The organism is Actinokineospora guangxiensis (assembly GCF_042657845.1).
Taxonomy (GTDB): domain Bacteria; phylum Actinomycetota; class Actinomycetes; order Mycobacteriales; family Pseudonocardiaceae; genus Actinokineospora; species Actinokineospora guangxiensis.
The window spans coordinates 775523-793544 of sequence record NZ_JBHSKF010000001.1; the positions used below are offsets into that span (position 1 = coordinate 775523).

Here is an 18022-nt window from a genome sequence, read left to right on the forward strand (position 1 = left end):
CAGGGTCCTTCCCCGATGTTGTGGACGCGCGCCCGTGTGAGCATGCTGGAGTGCAGACAGCCATGACCGAGCCGGAGGCCGAGATCGAGCGCAGCGGGCCGAAGACGGTGGCGCTGACCGGCGGGGACCGGTTGCAGCGGCGCCGCAGCGGCCGCGCGCTCGCGGGCGTCGCGGGCGGCCTGTCCGACCACACCGGCCTGCCGGTGCTGTGGGTGCGCATCGCCTTCACCGTGGGCGCGGCGCTCGGCGGCGCGGGGGTGCTGGCCTACGGCCTGTTCTGGATCTTCGCCCCGCAGCAGCCCGCCGACACCCCCATGCGCGAGGTGTCCGGCCGCGAGCGCCAGCAGGCCATCGGCCTGCTCGCCCTCGGCGTCGGCCTGATCATCGGCACCTGGGCGCTCTCCAGCGCGGTCAACGGCTGGGTGGCGGGCGGCATCGGCGTCACCCTGGTCGGCGCGGCGCTGGTCTGGCGCGAGGCCGACCAGTCGACCCGGCGCAAGGCCAAGGGCGCGGTGCTCGGCGGGGGCGGCGCGGCGGCGGTCGTGCGGGTGCTCTCCGGCGCGGCGCTGGTCGCCGCGGGCATCGCCGTCTTCCTGCTCACCAGCATGGGCCTCGACCAGGTGCAGTTCACCCTGGTCGCGGTCATCGCCGCGCTGGTCGGGGTCGCCCTGCTGACGGTGCCGTGGTGGCTGCGCCTGGTCCGCGACCTCGGCGACGAGCGGCGGGCCCGCATCCGCACCGAGGAGCGCGCCGAGATCGCCGCCCACCTGCACGACTCCGTGCTGCAGACGCTCGCGCTGATCCAGAAGCAGTCCGAGTCCCCGCGCGAGGTGCTGCGGCTGGCCCGCGGCCAGGAGCGCCAGCTGCGGACCTGGCTCTACAGCCCGTCGGGCTACGGCAAGGTCGACGCCAAGGACGGCGAGGCGGTCGAGGAACAGCTCTCGGAAGTGCTGGCGCGCGCGGCGGGCCAGGTGGAGGACACCTTCGCCATCAGCGTGCAGAGCGTCGTCGTCGGCGACTGCCCCCTCGACGCCGCGGGCCTGCACGCCGTGGTCGCCGCCGCCCGCGAGGCCATGGTCAACGCGGCCAAGCACGCCGGGGTCGGCGAGGTGTCGGTCTACGCCGAGGTGGAGCCCGACGTGGTGACGGTGTTCGTCCGCGACCGCGGCAAGGGCTTCGACCCGGACACCGTCCCCGACGACAGGCATGGCCTCGCCGACTCCGTCCACGGCAGGATGGAGCGCAACGGCGGCCGTGTCCGGCTGCGCACCACGCCGGGCGAGGGCACCGAGGTCGAACTGCAGATGCCACGTGCGAAGGTGGGCGCATGACTGTCCGGGTGTTCCTCGTCGACGACCACAGCATGTTCCGCGCGGGCGTGCGCTCCGAACTGGATAGCGCCGGTGGTGACATCGAGGTCGTCGGCGAGGCGGGCTCGGTGGGCGAGGCCGTGGCGGGCATCGGGCACCTCAAGCCGCAGGTCGTGCTGCTCGACGTGCACATGCCCGACGGCGGCGGCGCCGAGGTGCTGCGCCAGGCGCGGCAGAAGTTCCCCCAGGTGGTGTTCCTGGCGCTGTCGGTCTCCGACGCCGCCGAGGACGTCATCGCGGTCATCCGGGCGGGCGCGCGCGGCTACGTCACCAAGACGATCTCCGCCGCCGAGCTGACCAAGGCCATCATCCGCGTCTCCGAGGGCGACGCGGTGTTCTCCCCGCGCCTGGCCGGGTTCGTCCTGGACGCCTTCGCCGACCGGCCGGGCGCCGCGCCGATCAGCGACCCCGAGCTGGACCTGCTGACCCCGCGCGAGCGCGACGTGCTGCGCCTGCTCGCCCGCGGCTACGCCTACAAGGAGATCGCCTCCGAGCTGTTCATCTCGGTGAAGACGGTGGAGACCCACGTCTCCAGCGTCCTGCGCAAGACGCAGCTGTCTAATCGCTACGAGCTGTCGCGGTGGGCGTCGGACCGACGACTCGTGTGACCGCCGCGGGCCTGCGCGTGATCCTGGTCATCGCCACGCCCAGCAGCACGACCGCCATGCCCGCGACGATGCGCGCGTTCAGCGGCTCGCCGAGGAACGTCGAGCCGAGCAGCACCGAGACCACGGGCAGCAGGTAGCCGACCACGGCGGCGTTCGTCGGGCCCTCGTCGGCCAGGAGCCGGTAGAACAGCGCGAACGCGAAGCCGGTGCCGAACACGCCCAGCACACCGACGGCCAGCACCACCGGCCAGCTCAGCGCGACCGGCTCGGTCCCCCCGAAGGGCAGCACGAGCAGCATCAGCCCGGCCGCGGCGCTCAGCTGCGTCGCCGACATGGCGATCGGCTGCATGCGGCCCTTCATCGTCCGGTCGAGGTAGGCGTAGGCCACGGCGTAGCTGATCGCCGCGGCCAGGATCACCAGCGCGCCCCAGCCCAGCGACCCGTCCCACGGCGCGAAGATCACCAGAGTGCCGAGGAAGCCGAGGAGCAGCCCGGCCACCCGCACCGGGCCCAGGCCGCGGTCGGAGCCCAGCGCCAGTCCGAGCACGAGCTGCCACAGCGGCGTGGTCGCGTTGATCACCCCGGCGACCCCGGAGTCGACGGTCTGCTGTCCGACGGCGAAGAGGGTGAACGGCAGCGCGTTGGCCAGCAGCGCCCCGACTCCCATGTGGAACCAGCTGCGCCGCTCGCGCGGCAGCCGGTTGCCCGAGGCGTAGCAGAGCCCGATGAGCACCAGCGCCCCGAGCACGCACCGCACCACCGCGATCTGCACCGGCGCCAGCCCGCGCAGCGCGATCTCCGTCCACAAGAAACTGGACCCCCAGATCAAGGCCACCAGGCCCATCCTGACCAGGGTTCCCCGTCCGCCCGCCATCGCACGCTCCTCTCGCGGCCCACGGTGCCCCCGCCGACCTCGCAGGACAAGTGAAATGTCGTGCACCGACGTTTAAGCTCGGCTACATGCTCGACGTGCGCAGGATGCAGGTGCTCAGGGCCGTGGTGACCAGCGGCTCGGTCAGCGCCGCGGCCACGAACCTCGGCTACACGCCCTCGGCCATCAGCCAGCAGATCGCCGCGCTGGAGCGGGAAGCGGGCGTGGCCCTGCTGGAGCGCAGTGGTCGCGGCGTGCGCCCCACCGCCGCGGGCGTCCTGCTCACCGAGCACGCCGGCCTCATCGGCACCCGCCTCGCCGAAGCCGAGACCGCCCTGGCCGACCTGCGCGCGGGTGTCACCGGCCGGGTCGCGGTCCGCTACTTCTCTACCGCGGGCGCCGCCCTGGTCCCGCCCGCGCTGGCCAGGGTGCGCCGCGAGCACCCCGGCGTCCGCGTCGACCTGAAGCTGATCGACCCGGAGGACCCCCTGGTCGAGGTCGAGCGCGGCGACGCCGACCTGGCCATCTTCATCCACCGCTCCAGCAGGCTCGTCGCGCCGGGCGTGCGCACCATGCACCTGCTGGACGACCCGTACCAGGCCGTCCTGCCGCGCGGGCACCGCTTGGCCGCCAAGCGCGTGCTGGACCTGGCCGACCTGGCCGAGGACCCGTGGGTGGGCAGCGAGTGGCCGCCCGGTCCCTGCCTGCGCATCCTGCTCGACGCGTGCGCGGCGGCCGGGTTCAGCCCGGACGTGGTCGTGGAGAGCGAGGACTACGCCTCGGCGCAGGGCTTCGTGGCCGCGGGGCTCGGGGTCACGGTGATCCCGAGGATGGGGCTGGGCAGCAGGCACCCGGGGGTGGTGGTGCGCAGACTGCGCAAGCCGGAGCCGGTGCGGGTCATCCACGCCGCCGTTCGGGAGTCATCGATGGACCATCCCGCGGTGGCGGGTCTGCTCACGGCGCTGCGCGAGGCGGCGGAGGGGCCGGTCTGAGAGCCCGCTCAGCCGTCGTCGTCTCCGCCGCCCCCGCCGCCTGAGCGGAAGCTGTCGATGCGGTAGGTGCCGTCTTCCAGGGCGACCACGCGGAAGGTGTAGGCCTCGTTGGAGGCGTCGCCGTCCTTGGGCTCGAAGCGGACCCGGGCGGTGACGTTGCCCTGGTCGTCGGCCTTGATGTTGCGGATGGAGACGTCCTTGAGGCCGCCGTAGAACTTCTTGAAGTTCTCGTAGCCGCCGGAGAGCGCCTGGGCGTTCTCGGTCAGCAGGTTCCAGCCGCCTTCGATGTTCTCCGGCAGCAGGCCGTAGTAGTCCTTCACGAACTTCGCGAACTGCGGGGCCTGCGGAGCGGGCTTCGTGGTGGTGGTCGTCGTGGTGGTGGTCGTGGTCGTCGGCCGCTCGGTCGTCGTCTCGGGCGCCTCGGCCGAGGTGGTGGTGGCGGGCTGCTCGTTCGTGGTGGTGGGCAGGTTGCCGTCGGCCTTGTTGTCGTCGCCGCCCTTGGTGATCAGGCTTGCGACGAGGATGCCCACCAGCGCGGCGGCCACGATGGCCAGCACGGTCAGCACGATGGAGCGGACGTCGCGGCCCTGCTTGCGCGGCGGGGCAGCGGCCGGGGCGACCGAGCGGGCACCGCCCGCCTGCGCGGCCGAGCGCACACCCCCTGCCGGGGTGTGCGGCGGCATCGGGCGCTGCCCGCGCGGCGGGGTGCCCTGCGGGGCGCCCATCGGCATGCCCGGCGGCGGGGTGCGCGGCGGCGGGGTCGGGTCGCCGTAGGGGTGGATGTCCAGCCGGGTGCCTGGGGCCGGGGTGTGCGGCGGCGGGCTGTGCACCGGTCTGCCCTGCGGCTTCGGGTACGGGTCGGTCAGCTGGTTGGCGACCGCGGGCAGCGCCTTGCCCGCGGCGATGGCGGCCAGGCCGTCGCGCGCCGCGGCCATCGACGGGCGCTCGTTGGGGTCCGGGCGCAGCAGCTGCATCAGCAGCGCCGTCAGCGGGCCGGCCTGCTTCGGCGGGGTGATCCGGCCGGCGGCGACGGCGTAGAGCAGGGCCAGCGTGTTCTCGCTGAGCCCGAACGGCGAGTGCCCCTCGACGGCGGTGTAGAGCGTCGAGCCGAGGGAGAACACGTCCGAGGACGGCGCGGGCGTCTCGCCCTTGGCGACCTCGGGGGCCAGGTAGGCGGGCGTGCCCGCCAGCATCCCGGTCGCGGTGACGGTGATGTCGCCGGTGGCCCGGGAGATGCCGAAGTCGGTGATCTTGACCGTGCCGTCGTCGCCGAGCAGCACGTTGGCGGGCTTGATGTCGCGGTGCACGATCCCCGCCGCGTGCGCGGCCACCAGTGCGGCGGCGACCTGCGAGCCGATGCGGGCCGCCTCGGTGGGGGCGATGGTGTCGCGCTCGTTGAGCTCGGCGGCCAGGCTGCGCGAGGGCAGGTATTCCATGATCAGCCACGGCAGGCCCTCGTGCTCGGCCACGTCGTAGACGGTGATCGCGTTGGGGTGCGAGAGGCGCGCGGCGATGCGGCCCTCGCGCATGGCGCGCTGGCGCGACTCCTCGGCCTGCTCGGAACTCAGGCCGGGCTGCGACAGCAGCTGCTTGACCGCCACCGTGCGGTGCAGGCGCTCGTCGCGGGCCTGCCAGACCACGCCCATCGCGCCGCTGCCGATCTTGCTCCCGAGCCGGTAGCGGCCCGCGACCAGGGTCTGCTCGCTGGACATCGAAGCTCCGGTCAGTTGGGGTTGGCGGCGGTGGTGGTCACCGGGTTGGTGGTCGGCTCTGCCGTCGTGGTGGTGGGCTCGTCCGTCGTCGGCTCGGTCGTCGTGGTCGTCTCGGTGGTCGTCGTCGGCTCCGTGGTCGTGGGAACCGCGGTGGTCGTCGTCGGCTCCTGCGTCGTCCTCGGAGCGACCGTAGTCCTGGTGGTCTCGGGCTCCGTCGTCGCCTCCGTGGTCGTGATCACCTGGGTGGTGGTCACCGGCTGGCGCGAGGGCAGCGGGGTGCCGCCGGGCTGGTCGTCGGCGCCGGTGGCGCGCACCAGCAGCCACGCGCCGAGCGCGATCACGATGGCCACGCCCGCGCTGGCGAACATCAGCGGGCGGTGCGACTTGGCCGGCGGCGGGGCGACGGGCCTGCCGCTGCCGGTGGTGCCCAGCGCCCGCGCGCCGGTGCCGGTCAGCTCGCTGGGCCTGGCCACCATGCGGGTGCTGTCGTCGCCGGCGAGCACCGGGGCCACCAGGGCCGTCGCGGGCACGTCCGGCTCCTCGCCGCGGGCGACGGCGCTCAGCATCTCCCGGACCCGCACCGCGCTCGGGCGGTCCTCGGGGTTGGGCGCCAGCAGCGCGATCAGCACCGGGGTCAGCGCGCCCGCGCGCTGCGGCGGGTTGATCCGGCCCGCGGCGACGGCGTGCAGCAGGCCCAGGGTGTTCTCGCTGAGCCCGAACGGCGGCTCGCCCTCGATCGCGGCGTACAGCGTCGAGCCGAGGGAGTAGACGTCGGAGGCGGGCGCGGGGTCCTTGCCGATGGCCACCTCGGGCGACAGGTACGCCGGAGTGCCCGCGATCAGGCCGGTCTTGGTGACGGTGACGTCGTCGGTGGCCCGGGAGATGCCGAAGTCGGTGATCTTCACCGTGCCGTCGTGGCCGAGCAGGATGTTGCCGGGCTTGACGTCGCGGTGCACGATTCCCGCCGCGTGCGCCGCGGCCAGCGCGGCGGCGATCTGCTGGCCGATGCGCGCGACCTCGGCCACGGGCAGCGGGCCGTTGTCGGCCAGCTCGTTGGCCAGGCTCGCCGAGGGCAGGTACTCCATGACCAGCCACGGCGTGCCGTCGGCGTCGACCACGTCGAACACGCCGATGGCGTTCGGGTGGTGCAGCTTGGCGGCGATGCGGCCTTCGCGCATGCAGCGCGCGACGGCTTCCTCGGCCTCGTCGGCGGGCAGCAGGGGCGACAGGATGAGCTGCTTGACCGCGACCTCGCGGTTGAGGCGCTCATCCACGCCGCGCCACACGATGCCCATCGCGCCGTTGCCGATGCGCTCGGCCAGCCGGTAGCGCCCGGCGACCAGCCGGCCCTCGTCGCTCATCCGACCGGAACCTCCCTCGCCCGCGCCGTTCATCCGCGGGCCTGCTCGTCTGTGCGTCCTGGGCGGGTACCCACTCGGCGACGTTGGCCCCAGGCCGACCTGTCCAGGCTAGGCGTTCACGCAGCGCGTTTGAACGCGGTCCCGGATCACCGGGGCGATTCAGTAGCCGCTACATGGTGTCACAGCCGGACGGAGGTGGTCGCCCGAACGTGTGAATCGCTGGTCAGCTGACCTGAGCGGAGAGCAGAGTGACGTTGGCGATCCGCCGCGGTGTGGTCTCGGTCACGTCGAACAGCTGGCGCACCCAGAGCGTCTGCCCGGTCGCGAGGAGCATCCGGACGTCGGCCAGCACCCCGTCGGCGGTGGTCCTGATCTCGCCGACCCGCACGTCCGTCACGCCCGACCAGGACGAGATGAAGTGGCCGAGGTCGGCGCCGAACGAGGTGCCCGAGAGCAGGCCGAAGGCGTCCACCGGGTCCTCGCGCACCAGGCGGTAGTACTCGGCGACCAAGTCCTCGTCGCTCATCCCCGCTGTCGACGGCGGCGGCTCGGGGTCCTCGGCGGCGGGGCGGGTGCCGTCGCTCTTCCCGTCGCCCTTCCCGACGTCCCCTCGGTCGTCACCGCCGTCGCCACCGGCCCTGTCCTCGCCGGAGGCGGGCGGGGCGCCGACGATCGCCGTGGAGGCGGCGGTGCGCGGCGGCTGGGTGGGGCGCGCGGTGCCGGAGACGGCCGCCGCGAGGTCGTCGGGCAGCAGCGCGCGGGGGCCGGTGATCGGGCCCGCCTGCCCGGCCGAGGCGGTCTCGCCGCGCTCCCGGGAGACGGCCACGGCCGCGCCCACCGTGCCGCACAGGGTCAGCGCGGCCAGCGCCAGGCCGGCGAGCTTCGCCGCGCGCGAGGCGGGGGAGCGGGTCTCCTCGGGCGCGTCGGCCTCGGCGGGGACGGGCCCGGCGGCCCGCGCGTCCGCCGCGGCGGGGGCCGCGTGGCGGGGGAATCGCCGGGTGGCCCGGTCGATGATCTCCGTGGCACGGACGGCCCCCGAACGAACCCGGCGCTTGCCGGTACCCGGTCGGTCCACTGCCGCTGTCCTTCGCACTCGATGCACTACCGGCCCACTCGTACCCTGCTCAGAGCACGCACACCACCCTTTCTCGGCTGTTCACCCGATCGAGGAAAGAGGGTGGTGGGGAGATTCACTCGAACGGAGCAACGGCTCACTCGGAGCGCGCGTGTTTACCGGCGTCACGAGGGCGATCGGAGCAGGCCGTCCGGCCGCGAGGTCCAACCGCCCGACCCGGTCGGGCGCACGGGTCCGGCGGGCGGGGGAGGGGCTCAGGACGCGGCGGTGTCGCCGCTGATCATGGGGTTGTCGCCGTAGGTGAAGGTCAGCTCCCGCTCCACGGTCGACACCGACCCGTCCTCGCGCACCACGCGCAGCTGCGACCGGGTGGTCCCCCGGCCGGGATCGATGGTCATCGCGGTGACCTCGACCTCCTCGACACCGGCGTACCGGCGCTCGATGGACTCCGGGCCCTCCCGGCGCAGCGGCCCGGTCGTCAGCTCGTGGGCCGCGTCCGGGTTGGCGGCGACCTGCGCGTAGTACTCCTCGGTCCGGTCGCCCATGAGGGTCGCGTCGGTCGCGGGCGGCGGCACCAGCATCGGCGTGGAGATCGTCGTGCGCGGCGGCTTCTGCGGCGCGGCGGACGGGGCGGGCGGGCGCGGCGGCGCGGGCGGGCCCGCCTCGCCGGGCGGCGGTGGAACCGGCTCCGGGCGCTCGGGCCGTCCCGGCTCGGGCGGGGTCGTGGTCGTGGGCACCGGCGCCGGGGTCGGGGTCGTCGTCGTGGCGGCGCCCCCGGAGGGCAGCGGCTCGCGGACCGGCTCCTCGGTCGGGGCCACGACGAGGTTCGGCGCCGTCGGCATGCCCGGCAGCGCGTCGACGATGTCGGGCTTGCGCGGCGCGGTGACCAGCGTCGCCGCCGCGAAGACCAGGCCGATGAGCACCAGCGCCGACGCGGCGACGGAGAACCACGCCGCCCTGCGCCAGCTGCGCGGCGGGGAGACCGAGGCCGGGATCGACCCCAGGTTGAACTTGGCCAGCCCGGCGGCGGGCGAGTCCGGGAACTCGTCGACCACCGGGATCACCTCGGTCTCGGCCTCGGCCACCGCGTGCGCCGAGCGCTCCCGCCTGCTCGCGCGCGGAGTCCAGCCCAGCGGACTCCCGCCCCGCCGGTGCCTGCCGCTGTCGTGCCCCCTCGTCATGCTGTGGAGACTCCCGTTCTGGCCGGTCGTGACGCCGAAATCCGACCCTGCGTCGACTCTGTGTCACCGACCGACTACGCGCTATCTGGTGTCGACTACCTGGAACTCCTCAGCCTGCCCGTCGATGCCGTGCCGCTGTCCCACCTCGGTGAAGTGTGCGCGCAGCTGGGCCGGGAGGTCGGGATTGCCGCCTGTCTGGGTGACGTGGGCGGCCAGCGCGGCGAGTTTGCGCTCGAAGTGGGCGGTCACGTCGACCGCGCGGTTGCGCAGCCCGGCCGGGCCGTCGGCCAGCCACAGCTCGGGCACCGACCACGGCTGTAGGCCCTCGGCGAGCAGCTCGGGGTGCGCGTGCGGGTTGCGGGCGTCGGGGTAGACCGCGGCGAAGGTCGCCTCGCCGACCGCCCGGTGGTCGGGGTGCGTGGTGGCGACCTGGTCCCAGTTGATCTCCGGGCTCCAGGTGAGCACCCGGTCGGGGCGGACCTGGCGGATGACGCGCGCGATGTCGCGGCGCAGGTCTAGCGACGCCGTCACCCGGCCGTCCGGGTACCCGAGGAAGACGACCTGGGCCACGCCGACCGCCTCGGCCGCGGCCCGCTGCTCCGCCTCCCGCACCGCGCCGGGGTGCCCGCCCGCGTCCCCGGACGTCACGACGCAGTAGACGACCTCGTCGCCCGCCGACGTCCAGGACGCGACGGTGCCCGCCGCGCCGAAGTCGACGTCGTCTGGGTGGGCGCACACCACCAGAGCAGTGCTCATTTCCAGGAGCCTAGGTCGTAGCGCAGAGTCCCGGACCCGGGTAGGCGGATCACCCGGAAGTGTTCAGTTTCTCCGGCTCAGCTCTCGATCCGGTAGCGCTGCTGGGTGGCCGCCTGTGCCGAGGCCGCGATCGCCGCCGAACCGCCCGCCAGCAGGATCGCCAGGATGTCGGCGAAGCCGGAGCCGCCGGAGATGAGCCCGGCCAGCACCGCGCCCGCCACCGTCGCGCCCGCCACGGGGAGCCGCGCGCGCATGTCGCGCGCGGTGACCTCCCCCGCGGAGCCCTTCTTCTTCGCCGCCGCGTTCAACAGCCCGAGATATGCCGCGTGGCCGATCGTCACGACGAGCCCGACGATGACCACGATCAGCGCGATGAGTCCCATGATTGCCAGTGTGCCCCAGGTGCGGCGGCCCGGTATGGGGGGATTTCCCTGATTAGCGGCCCAGCTTGCCGCGGCCGAGGTCCAGCAGCGCCATCGCCAGCATCCGGCCCGCCTGGCCGAGCTCGCGGTAGCGGGCCAGCACGTCCATCTCGCGGTTCACGACGATGCGCGGCCCGCCGGCTGCCATCCGCGCCGCCCCGATCCGCTGGGAGACCTCCGCGCGGCGCTTGACCAGCCGCAGGATCTCCTTGTCGAGGTCGTCGATCTCCTTGCGCAGCTCGGCGACCTCGGCCGGTTGCGGCAGCTCGGTGGCGGGCTTGGCCTGCTCGAGCATGGACTCCTGGGGCGTGGATTCCTGGGACACGGTGCTCATTGTGGTCCTCCGCGGGAGTGGAGCCACCCGGCCCGGCGCGGAAAAGCCCCGGGTCCGACCGGACTCCGGGGCTTCGTGTGGGGGTCTTGGCGCTACGCCACCACGGGAGCCGGAGTCCGGTTCCCGTAGAAAAACTCGAAGGTGCGCAGCACGCCACGAGTGTGGCACATCCGCGCCCGTCGGGTCGAGGCGGGATCGTCGCGATCGTCGGTGGGCCCGGGTAGCGTGGCGACCCAAATGGAAGCGCTATTCGACCTCCCCAGCTCGTCCCCGCCGCCGCGCTCCGGCGCGTCCAGCCTGGACGACCTCAACGACCAGCAGCGCAGGGCCGTCGAGCACGCGGGCAGCCCGCTGCTCGTGGTCGCCGGAGCCGGTTCCGGCAAGACCAGGGTGCTCACCCGGCGCATCGGCTACCTGCTGGCCGAGCGCCGCGTGCACCCCGGCGAGATCATGGCCATCACCTTCACCAACAAGGCCGCGGCCGAGATGAAGGAGCGGGTGGTCGACCTCGTCGGCCGCCGGGCGAACGCGATGTGGGTGTCGACCTTCCACTCCATGTGCGTGCGCATCCTGCGCCGCGAGGCGAAGACGATCGGCCTGACGTCGGGCTTCTCCATCTACGACGCCGACGACTCGCGCAGGCTCATCACCCTGGTCGCCCGCGACCTCGACCTCGACCCGAAGCGCTACTCCGCGCGCACCCTGTCGGTGCACCTGTCGAACCTCAAGAACGAGCTGATCGACGCGGAGACGGCCAAGGCGAACGCGACCAACGACCTGGAGCGGCGCGTCGCCGAGGTCTACGTGGAGTACCAGCAGCGCCTGGCCCAGGCCAACGCGATGGACTTCGACGACCTGATCATGCGCACGGTCGAGATGCTCCAGCTGTTCCCGGACGTCGCCGAGTACTACCACCGCCGCTTCCGCCACATCATGGTCGACGAGTACCAGGACACCAATCACGCCCAGTACGTGCTGGTGCGCGAGCTGATCGGCAAGGGCCTGCCGGACGTGCCGCCCGCCGAGCTGTGCGTGGTCGGCGACGCCGACCAGTCCATCTACGCCTTCCGCGGCGCGACGATCCGCAACATCGTGGAGTTCGAGCGCGACTACCCGAACGCGACCACGGTCATGCTGGAGCAGAACTACCGCTCCACCCAGACGATCCTGGACGCGGCCAACGCGGTCATCTCGCGCAACTCCGGCCGCCGCGACAAGCGACTGTGGACCGCCCACGGCCAGGGCGAGAAGATCGTCGGCTACGTCGGCGACAACGAGCACGACGAGGCGTCCTTCGTCGCCAACGAGATCGACAGGCTGGTCGACTCCGGCGACGCCAACAACAACGACATCGCCGTCTTCTACCGGACCAACAACCAGTCCCGGGTCTTCGAGGAGATCTTCATCCGCCTCGGCCTGCCCTACCGGGTCGTCGGCGGCGTGCGCTTCTACGAGCGCCGCGAGGTCCGCGACGCGATGGCCTACCTGCGCGTGCTGGCCAACCCGGAGGACACGGTCAGCCTGCGCCGCATCCTCAACGTGCCCAAGCGCGGCATCGGCGACCGCGCCGAGGCGTGCGTGTCCACCCACGCCGAGCGCTACCGGACGTCCTTCGCCGCGGCCCTGCGCGACGCCGCCGACGGCAAGGTCGCGATGCTCAACCCCCGCTCGCAGCGCGCGATCGCGGGCTTCGTGGAGCTGCTCGACGGCCTGCGCCGGTTCGTCGACGACGGCCAGGACGTCGCCGAGATCCTCGACGCGGTGCTGGAGCAGACCGGCTACCGCGCCGAACTGGAGGCCAGCGACGACCCCCAGGACGGCACCCGCCTGGAGAACCTGACCGAGCTGGTGACCGTCGCGCGGGAGTTCGCCGAGGGCCCCGGCATCACCCCCGACGACGCCCCGCCGGACACCGAGGCCGTCGCGGTGCCGGAGTCCGGCTCGCTGGCCGCGTTCCTGGAGCGCGTCTCCCTGGTCGCCGACGCCGACTCCATCCCGGACGGCGACGAGGAGTCCTCCGGCGTGGTCACCCTGATGACCCTGCACACCGCCAAGGGCCTGGAGTACCCCGTGGTGTTCAGCACCGGGTGGGAGGACGGCGTCTTCCCGCACCTGCGCGCCCTGAGCGACCCGGTCGAGCTGGCCGAGGAGCGCAGGCTGGCCTACGTCGGCATCACCCGTGCCCGCGAGCGCCTCTACCTGTCCAGGGCGATCGTGCGCGCCGCCTGGGGCCAGCCGATGAGCAACCCGGCCTCGCGCTTCTTCGCCGAGATCCCCGCCGACCTCATCGACTGGCGCCGCACCGGCCCCGACCGCGCCGCCCCCACCAGGGCCACGACGTGGGGCGGGCGCAGCGGCGGCGGCCTGGGCACCACCCACCGCCCGGCCCCGGCGGCCAAGTGGAAGGACACGCCCGCCCTGTCGCTCGACGTCGGCGACCGCGTCAACCACGACAAGTACGGCCTGGGCACGGTGGTGGCCACCGACGGCGCGGGCCCGCGCGCGACGGCGACGATCGATTTCGGCTCGTCCGGGACGATCCGCCTCATGCTGATCGGCAGCGTCCCGCTGGTGAAGCTCTGACCTCTGGCTGAGGGGTCCGTCCCGGTGTGGACGGACCCCTTTCGCACGCGCGGAGCAGTGGGCTCGAACGCGCGTTCGAGGAATTGTCGTACCCCTCCGGTTGACTGGGCACAGCTCAGCGCGGGAGGGAGAACGATGGATCGGGAGTGGACCGCGGGGGTCGGGTCAGTAGCCGATGCCCTTGCGGTTGAGCCAGGAGTTGGGGTTCATCTTGCGCCCCTCGGAGTCCCAGATCTCGAAGTGCAGGTGGGGCCCGGTCGACTGGCCGCGGTTGCCCATGTGGGCGATCAGCTCGCCCGCCTTGACCCGCTCGCCCTCGCGCACCACGTAGTCGTTGATGTGCCCGTAGACGCCGATGGTGCCGTCGTCGTGCTGCACGCGCACCCACAGGCCGAAGCCACTGGCCGGGCCGGTCTCGATGACGTAGCCGTCGGCCACGGAGACGATCGGCGTGCCGATGCTGTTGGCGATGTCGATGCCGTAGTGGGTGGTTCCCCAGCGGGCGCCGAAGCCCGAGGTGAAGGAGCCGACGGTGGGCCGCACGTACTTGGGCCGGGCCGCTTCCTTGCGGGCCGCCTCCTCGGCGGCGATGCGCTCGTCGCGCTTCTTGGCGACGCGCTCGGTGGTGGCGATCTGCTCGGCCTCGACGGCCGTGTCGGTCCCGCCGGTGAAGGCCAGCAGGTCCGGTGCCGCGGCGGTGTCGCCGCCCATGCCCATCGCCGCCGCGGCGTTGGCCGGGTTCGCCAGGGGCATGATCTCGTTCGCGCCCGCGGCGGTCTGCTCGCCCTCGCTCGCGGCCTGGAGGGTCTGTCCGGCCGCGGCTGCCGCGAAGGCGCCGACGGCGACCGCCGCCACGACAACTCGACCGCGCAGCGCCGAGGACGGCGGTGCGATCCGGTGCACCCCGCGGCCGCGGGAGCTCCTCGTGCGTTCGAGCGCGTCTTCGTCGACGGCGAACTCGCGTTCGTCGCCGGTGGGGCGATGTCGGGACAAAACCGGGCCTTCCGCCTTCGGGGGGTCTGATCTCGACCGCCGCGACCCGCGGGGAACGGGCCGTGCTCGGCGGGGGCGTTCGTGGGTGGGGGACCCACTTCGGGCGGCTCCCCGGGGGAGGTTGCCGCCCTGCCCTAACCGTGATCTGACCGTGACAACGGACGCGGGGACAGTAACGGGGAGATACCGAGGGGGGCAACAGCAGCGGACTGGATCGGGACAGCCGTGCGAACCGGACCGGGGTGCTTGCTGGGGGGATTACGGAAAGTTAATCCCAGTTCACCCGCCTAATGTGACGTGGCTCTCGTTTCAATAGGCCGTCTGGGTGGCACCAGATCTCCGCGATCCCGGCACGTCGCCGGGCCCGCCCGCGCTGCCCGCGTGCGGCCCGCCGCGACCTTGCTAGCGTGCTCCTCGATGACTTCGCGGACCCAGCGGCGAACCCCCGGGCGCGCAGCCGCCCAGCCGGAGCGCACCGACGTCCAGGCGGCCGAGCGGATCGGCTGGGCTGACGTCCCACCCCGTCTCAAGGCCGGTGTCGCCACCGCCGCGGCGGGCGCCGTGCTCGCCGCGGCGGGCGTACTCGTGGGCCCGCTGGCCGACGCCCCGCCCCCCGGTTTCGCCGCCACCGCCCTGCTGGTCCTGCTCGCGCTGCTCCCGGCGGGCCTCGCCGCCGCCTTCGTCGCGGCCAGCAGGCCCGCCATCGGCGCGGCCGTGCTGCTCGGCGCGGCGCTGCTGGCCCCCGGCCGGGCGCTGGTCGACCTGCAGCTGGCCGCCGACGCGCTGCGCGCCTCCCGGCCCGAGCTGTTCCTGCCCACCAGCCTGGCCCCGCTGACCCCGTCGGCAGGCCTCTGGCTCGCCCTGGCCGGGCACCTGCTCGCCGTGGTCGCGGGCGGTCTGGCCGCGGGCCGCGCGGGCGCGGTGCCGGGCACCCCCTACGCCGCGGAGTTCGACGACCCCTCCGCCGACCGCCCCACCCGGGCGCGCTCGGTCTTCGTCCGCGCCGCCCTGCTCGCCGGGACCGTCGGCGCGGTCGGCCTCTTGCTCGTGCCCTTCGGCTCCGAGGACGCCTTCGTCCTGGCCCTCGACGCCGTCGACGGCCCGGCCACCGCCCGCTGGGGGCTGCTGGCGCTGGCCGTCGGCACGGTCGCCGCGGCCGTGGTCGCAGGCGGCGCCGCCCGGCTGCCGGTGGCCAGGGGCGCGGCCACGGGCCTGTTCGCCGCCACGGCCGCGGTGACCCTGCCGCAGATCGCGGCCGGTCTGGCCGTCGAGCGCCTGCACCCCGCCGCGGGCCCGTACCTCGCCCTGCTGGCCGCCGCCGCGCTGACGGCCGCGCTCTGGCTGGTCCGCCCGTCGGCCGCCGCCGAGACCGGCGACGTCCGCCTCGACCTGCGGCGCCTGCACCGGGTCACCGGCGTCCTCGGGCTCCTGACCGCCGCCGCCGCGCTGCTGGCGGGCCTGGGCGCGCAGCTGGTCGTCCCCGAGGGCGTCGACGCCCCGACCGCCTACGCGAGCCGGGTGTTCCTGCCGCTCGCCGCTCTCGTCGCCGCGCTCTCCTGTGCGCTGTTCGCCACCGGCCCGGCCCGCCCGACGCGCACCGCGCCGCCCGCGGGCGGCGCCGCCGCCGCGACCCGGCCCGCGCTGGCCGTGGTGCTCGCCGGGATCGCCTTCGCGGCGGCGGGCAGCCTCGACGCCGCGTTCACCGCGACCGGAGCCAGTGGTGAGGTGGGTGTCGGCGCGGGCGTCTGGTCCGCGGGTGCCGCGCTGCTGCTGGCCGCGGCCACCGCCGTCACCGCCGCCATCGCGGGCGGCGCCGAGCGCGACGACGTCGACCTGACCGAGCGCGACTACCCCCTGGCCGTCGTGGCCACCTCGGCCGTGGCCGGGCTGCTGGCCGTCGGCGCGTTCGCGATGCCCGTGCTCACCGCTCCGGACTTCGTCGCCCCCGGCGTCTTCTCGGAGTTCCGCTTCGCCTCGTGGGGGCTGCTCGTCGCCCTCGTCGCCGTCATCGCCGCCGCCGCGCTCGCGCCCGCCGCCCGCCCGCCGAGGGCCGCCGCGCTGCTGCTGGGCGCGGCCGCCGTGGTGGGCGTGCGGGCCCTGGAGTACCCGCTGACCGCCGCCCGCGCCGTCGAAGGCGCCCCCGGGCAGGGGCTGTGGCTGGCGCTGGCCGCCTTCGCCGCCTTCGTCGTCGCCGCGGCGACGGCCGTGAGCACCCGCCGGTGATCCGGCTCCTGGTCGCCTGCGACCGACCCGGCCTGGCGCGCGAGCTGCGCGACCACGGCGCCGAGGTCGTCTACACAGGACCGGACGAGCCCGCCAGGGTGGCCGCCGCGGCTGTCCAGGAAGACGTGGACGCCGTCGTCTGCGACGACCCGCCCGCGGTCGCGGGGCACTTGGCCGGACTGGGGGCCGACGACGTCGAGGCGCTGGCGGCCGAGGGGGCCGCCGGGTGGCTGGCCACGCGCGGTGAGCGAACTCACCACCCGGGGTGAGGTACCTCACCGGGTGCGAAGTGTCAACCGAAAAGCCTGGTCACTAGAGTCTTGACGTCTGACAGCAATCGTGTCGACACCGTAGTCAGGAGACTGTCGCGTGGACCTGTACGAGTACCAGGCGAAGGACCTCTTCGCCGCCCACGACGTCCCGGTCCTGCCGGGCGATGTGGCCGACACCCCCGAGAAAGCCCGCGAGATCGCGGCGTCGCTCGGTCAGACCGTCGTCATCAAGGCGCAGGTCAAGACCGGCGGCCGCGGCAAGGCGGGCGGCGTGAAGCTGGCCGAGACGGCCGACGACGCGCAGGCCAAGGCCGAGGCGATCCTCGGCTTGGACATCAAGGGCCACGTCACCCGACGCGTGCTCGTCACCACGGCGTCCGACATCGCCGAGGAGTACTACTTCTCGTTCCTGCTCGACCGCGCCAACCGGACCTTCCTCGCGATGGCCTCCGCCGAGGGCGGCATGGACATCGAGCAGCTGGCCGTCGAGCGCCCGGAGGCGCTGGCCAAGGTCCCGGTGGACGCGATCGCCGGTGTCGACATCGAGAAGGCGCGCGAGATCGTCGCCGCCGCCAAGATCCCGGCCGTGGTCGCCGAGCAGGCCGCCGAGGTCATCGTCAAGCTGTGGAAGGCCTTCGTCGGCGAGGACGCGACGCTGGTCGAGGTCAACCCGCTGGTCCGCGACCCGCAGGACAAGATCATCGCCCTCGACGGCAAGGTCACCCTCGACGAGAACGCGGGCTTCCGCCACCCGGCGCACGCCGACCTGGTGGACAAGGAGGCGGAGAACCCCCTCGAAGCCGCCGCCAAGGAGAAGGACCTCAACTACGTCAAGCTCGACGGTGAGGTCGGCATCATCGGCAACGGCGCGGGCCTGGTCATGTCCACCCTGGACGTGGTCGCCTACGCGGGCGAGAAGCACGGCGGGGTCAAGCCCGCCAACTTCCTCGACATCGGCGGCGGCGCCTCCGCCGAGGTGATGGCCAACGGCCTGAACATCATCCTGGGCGACGCCGACGTCAAGTCGGTCTTCGTCAACGTCTTCGGCGGCATCACCGCCTGCGACGCGGTCGCCAACGGCATCGTCGCGGCGCTGGAGATCCTCGGCGACGCGGCCACCAAGCCGCTGGTCGTCCGCCTGGACGGCAACAACGTCGACGAGGGTCGGCGCATCCTGGCCGAGGCCAACCACCCGCTGGTGACCGTGGTCGACACGATGGACAACGCGGCCGACAAGGCCGCCCAGCTGGCTGCGGCAGGGGCCTGACA

Annotated in this window: 16 protein-coding genes; 7 read left to right on the forward strand and 9 right to left on the reverse strand. The window is 73.7% G+C overall.

What is annotated here, in order from left to right:
- Positions 1-62: 62 nt before the first annotated feature.
- Entirely contained in the window at positions 63-1331 is a 1269-nt protein-coding gene (locus ACFPM7_RS03730; RefSeq protein WP_378243715.1) for an ATP-binding protein, read from the forward strand.
- Positions 1328-1978 carry a response regulator gene (locus ACFPM7_RS03735; protein ID WP_378243717.1) on the forward strand — a complete coding sequence of 217 codons (651 nt, stop codon included), beginning with the start codon at positions 1328-1330 and terminating at the stop codon, positions 1976-1978. Before ACFPM7_RS03730 ends, ACFPM7_RS03735 begins: the two co-directional genes overlap by 4 nt.
- Here ACFPM7_RS03735 and ACFPM7_RS03740 read toward each other — a convergent pair.
- The gene (locus ACFPM7_RS03740; RefSeq protein ID WP_378243719.1) at positions 1929-2852 is read right to left on the reverse strand and encodes a DMT family transporter; all 924 of its coding nucleotides are present in this window, start codon (positions 2850-2852) and stop codon (positions 1929-1931) included. The two genes, ACFPM7_RS03735 and ACFPM7_RS03740, sit on opposite strands and share 50 nt — an antisense overlap.
- A gap of 86 nt (positions 2853-2938) precedes the next feature.
- On the opposite strand from ACFPM7_RS03740, the gene ACFPM7_RS03745 reads away from it, so the two are divergent.
- A complete protein-coding gene (locus ACFPM7_RS03745) occupies positions 2939-3841 on the forward strand; it encodes a LysR family transcriptional regulator (protein ID WP_378243721.1) in 903 nt (300 codons plus the stop codon).
- Positions 3842-3849: 8 nt separating this feature from the next.
- Here the strand turns inward: ACFPM7_RS03745 and ACFPM7_RS03750 are convergent, their stop codons facing one another.
- From ACFPM7_RS03750 to ACFPM7_RS03780, 7 genes are all read right to left on the reverse strand, one after another.
- On the reverse strand, positions 3850-5553 hold the full coding sequence (locus ACFPM7_RS03750) for a serine/threonine-protein kinase (RefSeq protein ID WP_378243723.1): 1704 nt from the start codon (positions 5551-5553) through the stop codon (positions 3850-3852).
- An 11-nt stretch (positions 5554-5564) separates the two neighbouring features.
- A complete protein-coding gene (locus ACFPM7_RS03755; RefSeq protein ID WP_378243725.1) occupies positions 5565-6914 on the reverse strand; it encodes a serine/threonine-protein kinase in 1350 nt (449 codons plus the stop codon).
- Between the two features lie 223 nt (positions 6915-7137).
- Positions 7138-7989 carry a hypothetical protein gene (locus ACFPM7_RS03760; protein ID WP_378243730.1) on the reverse strand — a complete coding sequence of 284 codons (852 nt, stop codon included), beginning with the start codon at positions 7987-7989 and terminating at the stop codon, positions 7138-7140.
- A gap of 254 nt (positions 7990-8243) precedes the next feature.
- A complete protein-coding gene (locus tag ACFPM7_RS03765; RefSeq protein WP_378243732.1) occupies positions 8244-9170 on the reverse strand; it encodes a hypothetical protein in 927 nt (308 codons plus the stop codon).
- 81 nt (positions 9171-9251) lie between these two features.
- Complete coding sequence (locus ACFPM7_RS03770; protein ID WP_378243734.1) at positions 9252-9926, reverse strand: PIG-L deacetylase family protein; 675 nt, start codon at positions 9924-9926, stop codon at positions 9252-9254.
- Positions 9927-10003: 77 nt separating this feature from the next.
- Positions 10004-10309, reverse strand: a complete 306-nt coding sequence (locus ACFPM7_RS03775) for a hypothetical protein (protein ID WP_378243736.1) — start codon at positions 10307-10309, stop codon at positions 10004-10006.
- 52 nt (positions 10310-10361) lie between these two features.
- Complete coding sequence (locus ACFPM7_RS03780; RefSeq protein WP_378243863.1) at positions 10362-10643, reverse strand: chorismate mutase; 282 nt, start codon at positions 10641-10643, stop codon at positions 10362-10364.
- A 276-nt stretch (positions 10644-10919) separates the two neighbouring features.
- Between ACFPM7_RS03780 and pcrA the strand changes: the two genes are divergently transcribed.
- Positions 10920-13265 (forward strand): DNA helicase PcrA, encoded by a 2346-nt coding sequence (gene pcrA, locus ACFPM7_RS03785; RefSeq protein WP_378243738.1) that lies wholly within the window; start codon positions 10920-10922, stop codon positions 13263-13265.
- A 165-nt stretch (positions 13266-13430) separates the two neighbouring features.
- Here the strand turns inward: pcrA and ACFPM7_RS03790 are convergent, their stop codons facing one another.
- On the reverse strand, positions 13431-14258 hold the full coding sequence (locus ACFPM7_RS03790) for a M23 family metallopeptidase (RefSeq protein ID WP_378243740.1): 828 nt from the start codon (positions 14256-14258) through the stop codon (positions 13431-13433).
- Positions 14259-14675: 417 nt separating this feature from the next.
- Here ACFPM7_RS03790 and ACFPM7_RS03795 point away from each other — a divergent pair, with 417 nt between their 5' ends.
- The 3 genes from ACFPM7_RS03795 to sucC all read left to right on the forward strand — a co-directional run bounded on the left by ACFPM7_RS03795 (position 14676) and on the right by sucC (position 18020).
- Complete coding sequence (locus ACFPM7_RS03795) at positions 14676-16481, forward strand: hypothetical protein (RefSeq protein ID WP_378243742.1); 1806 nt, start codon at positions 14676-14678, stop codon at positions 16479-16481.
- Positions 16478-16750, forward strand: a complete 273-nt coding sequence (locus ACFPM7_RS03800; protein WP_378243744.1) for a hypothetical protein — start codon at positions 16478-16480, stop codon at positions 16748-16750. The genes ACFPM7_RS03795 and ACFPM7_RS03800 overlap by 4 nt, the downstream gene beginning before the upstream one ends.
- Before the next feature lie 100 nt (positions 16751-16850).
- Positions 16851-18020, forward strand: a complete 1170-nt coding sequence (gene sucC / locus ACFPM7_RS03805; RefSeq protein WP_378243746.1) for an ADP-forming succinate--CoA ligase subunit beta — start codon at positions 16851-16853, stop codon at positions 18018-18020.
- The last annotated feature ends 2 nt before the right edge of the window (positions 18021-18022 follow it).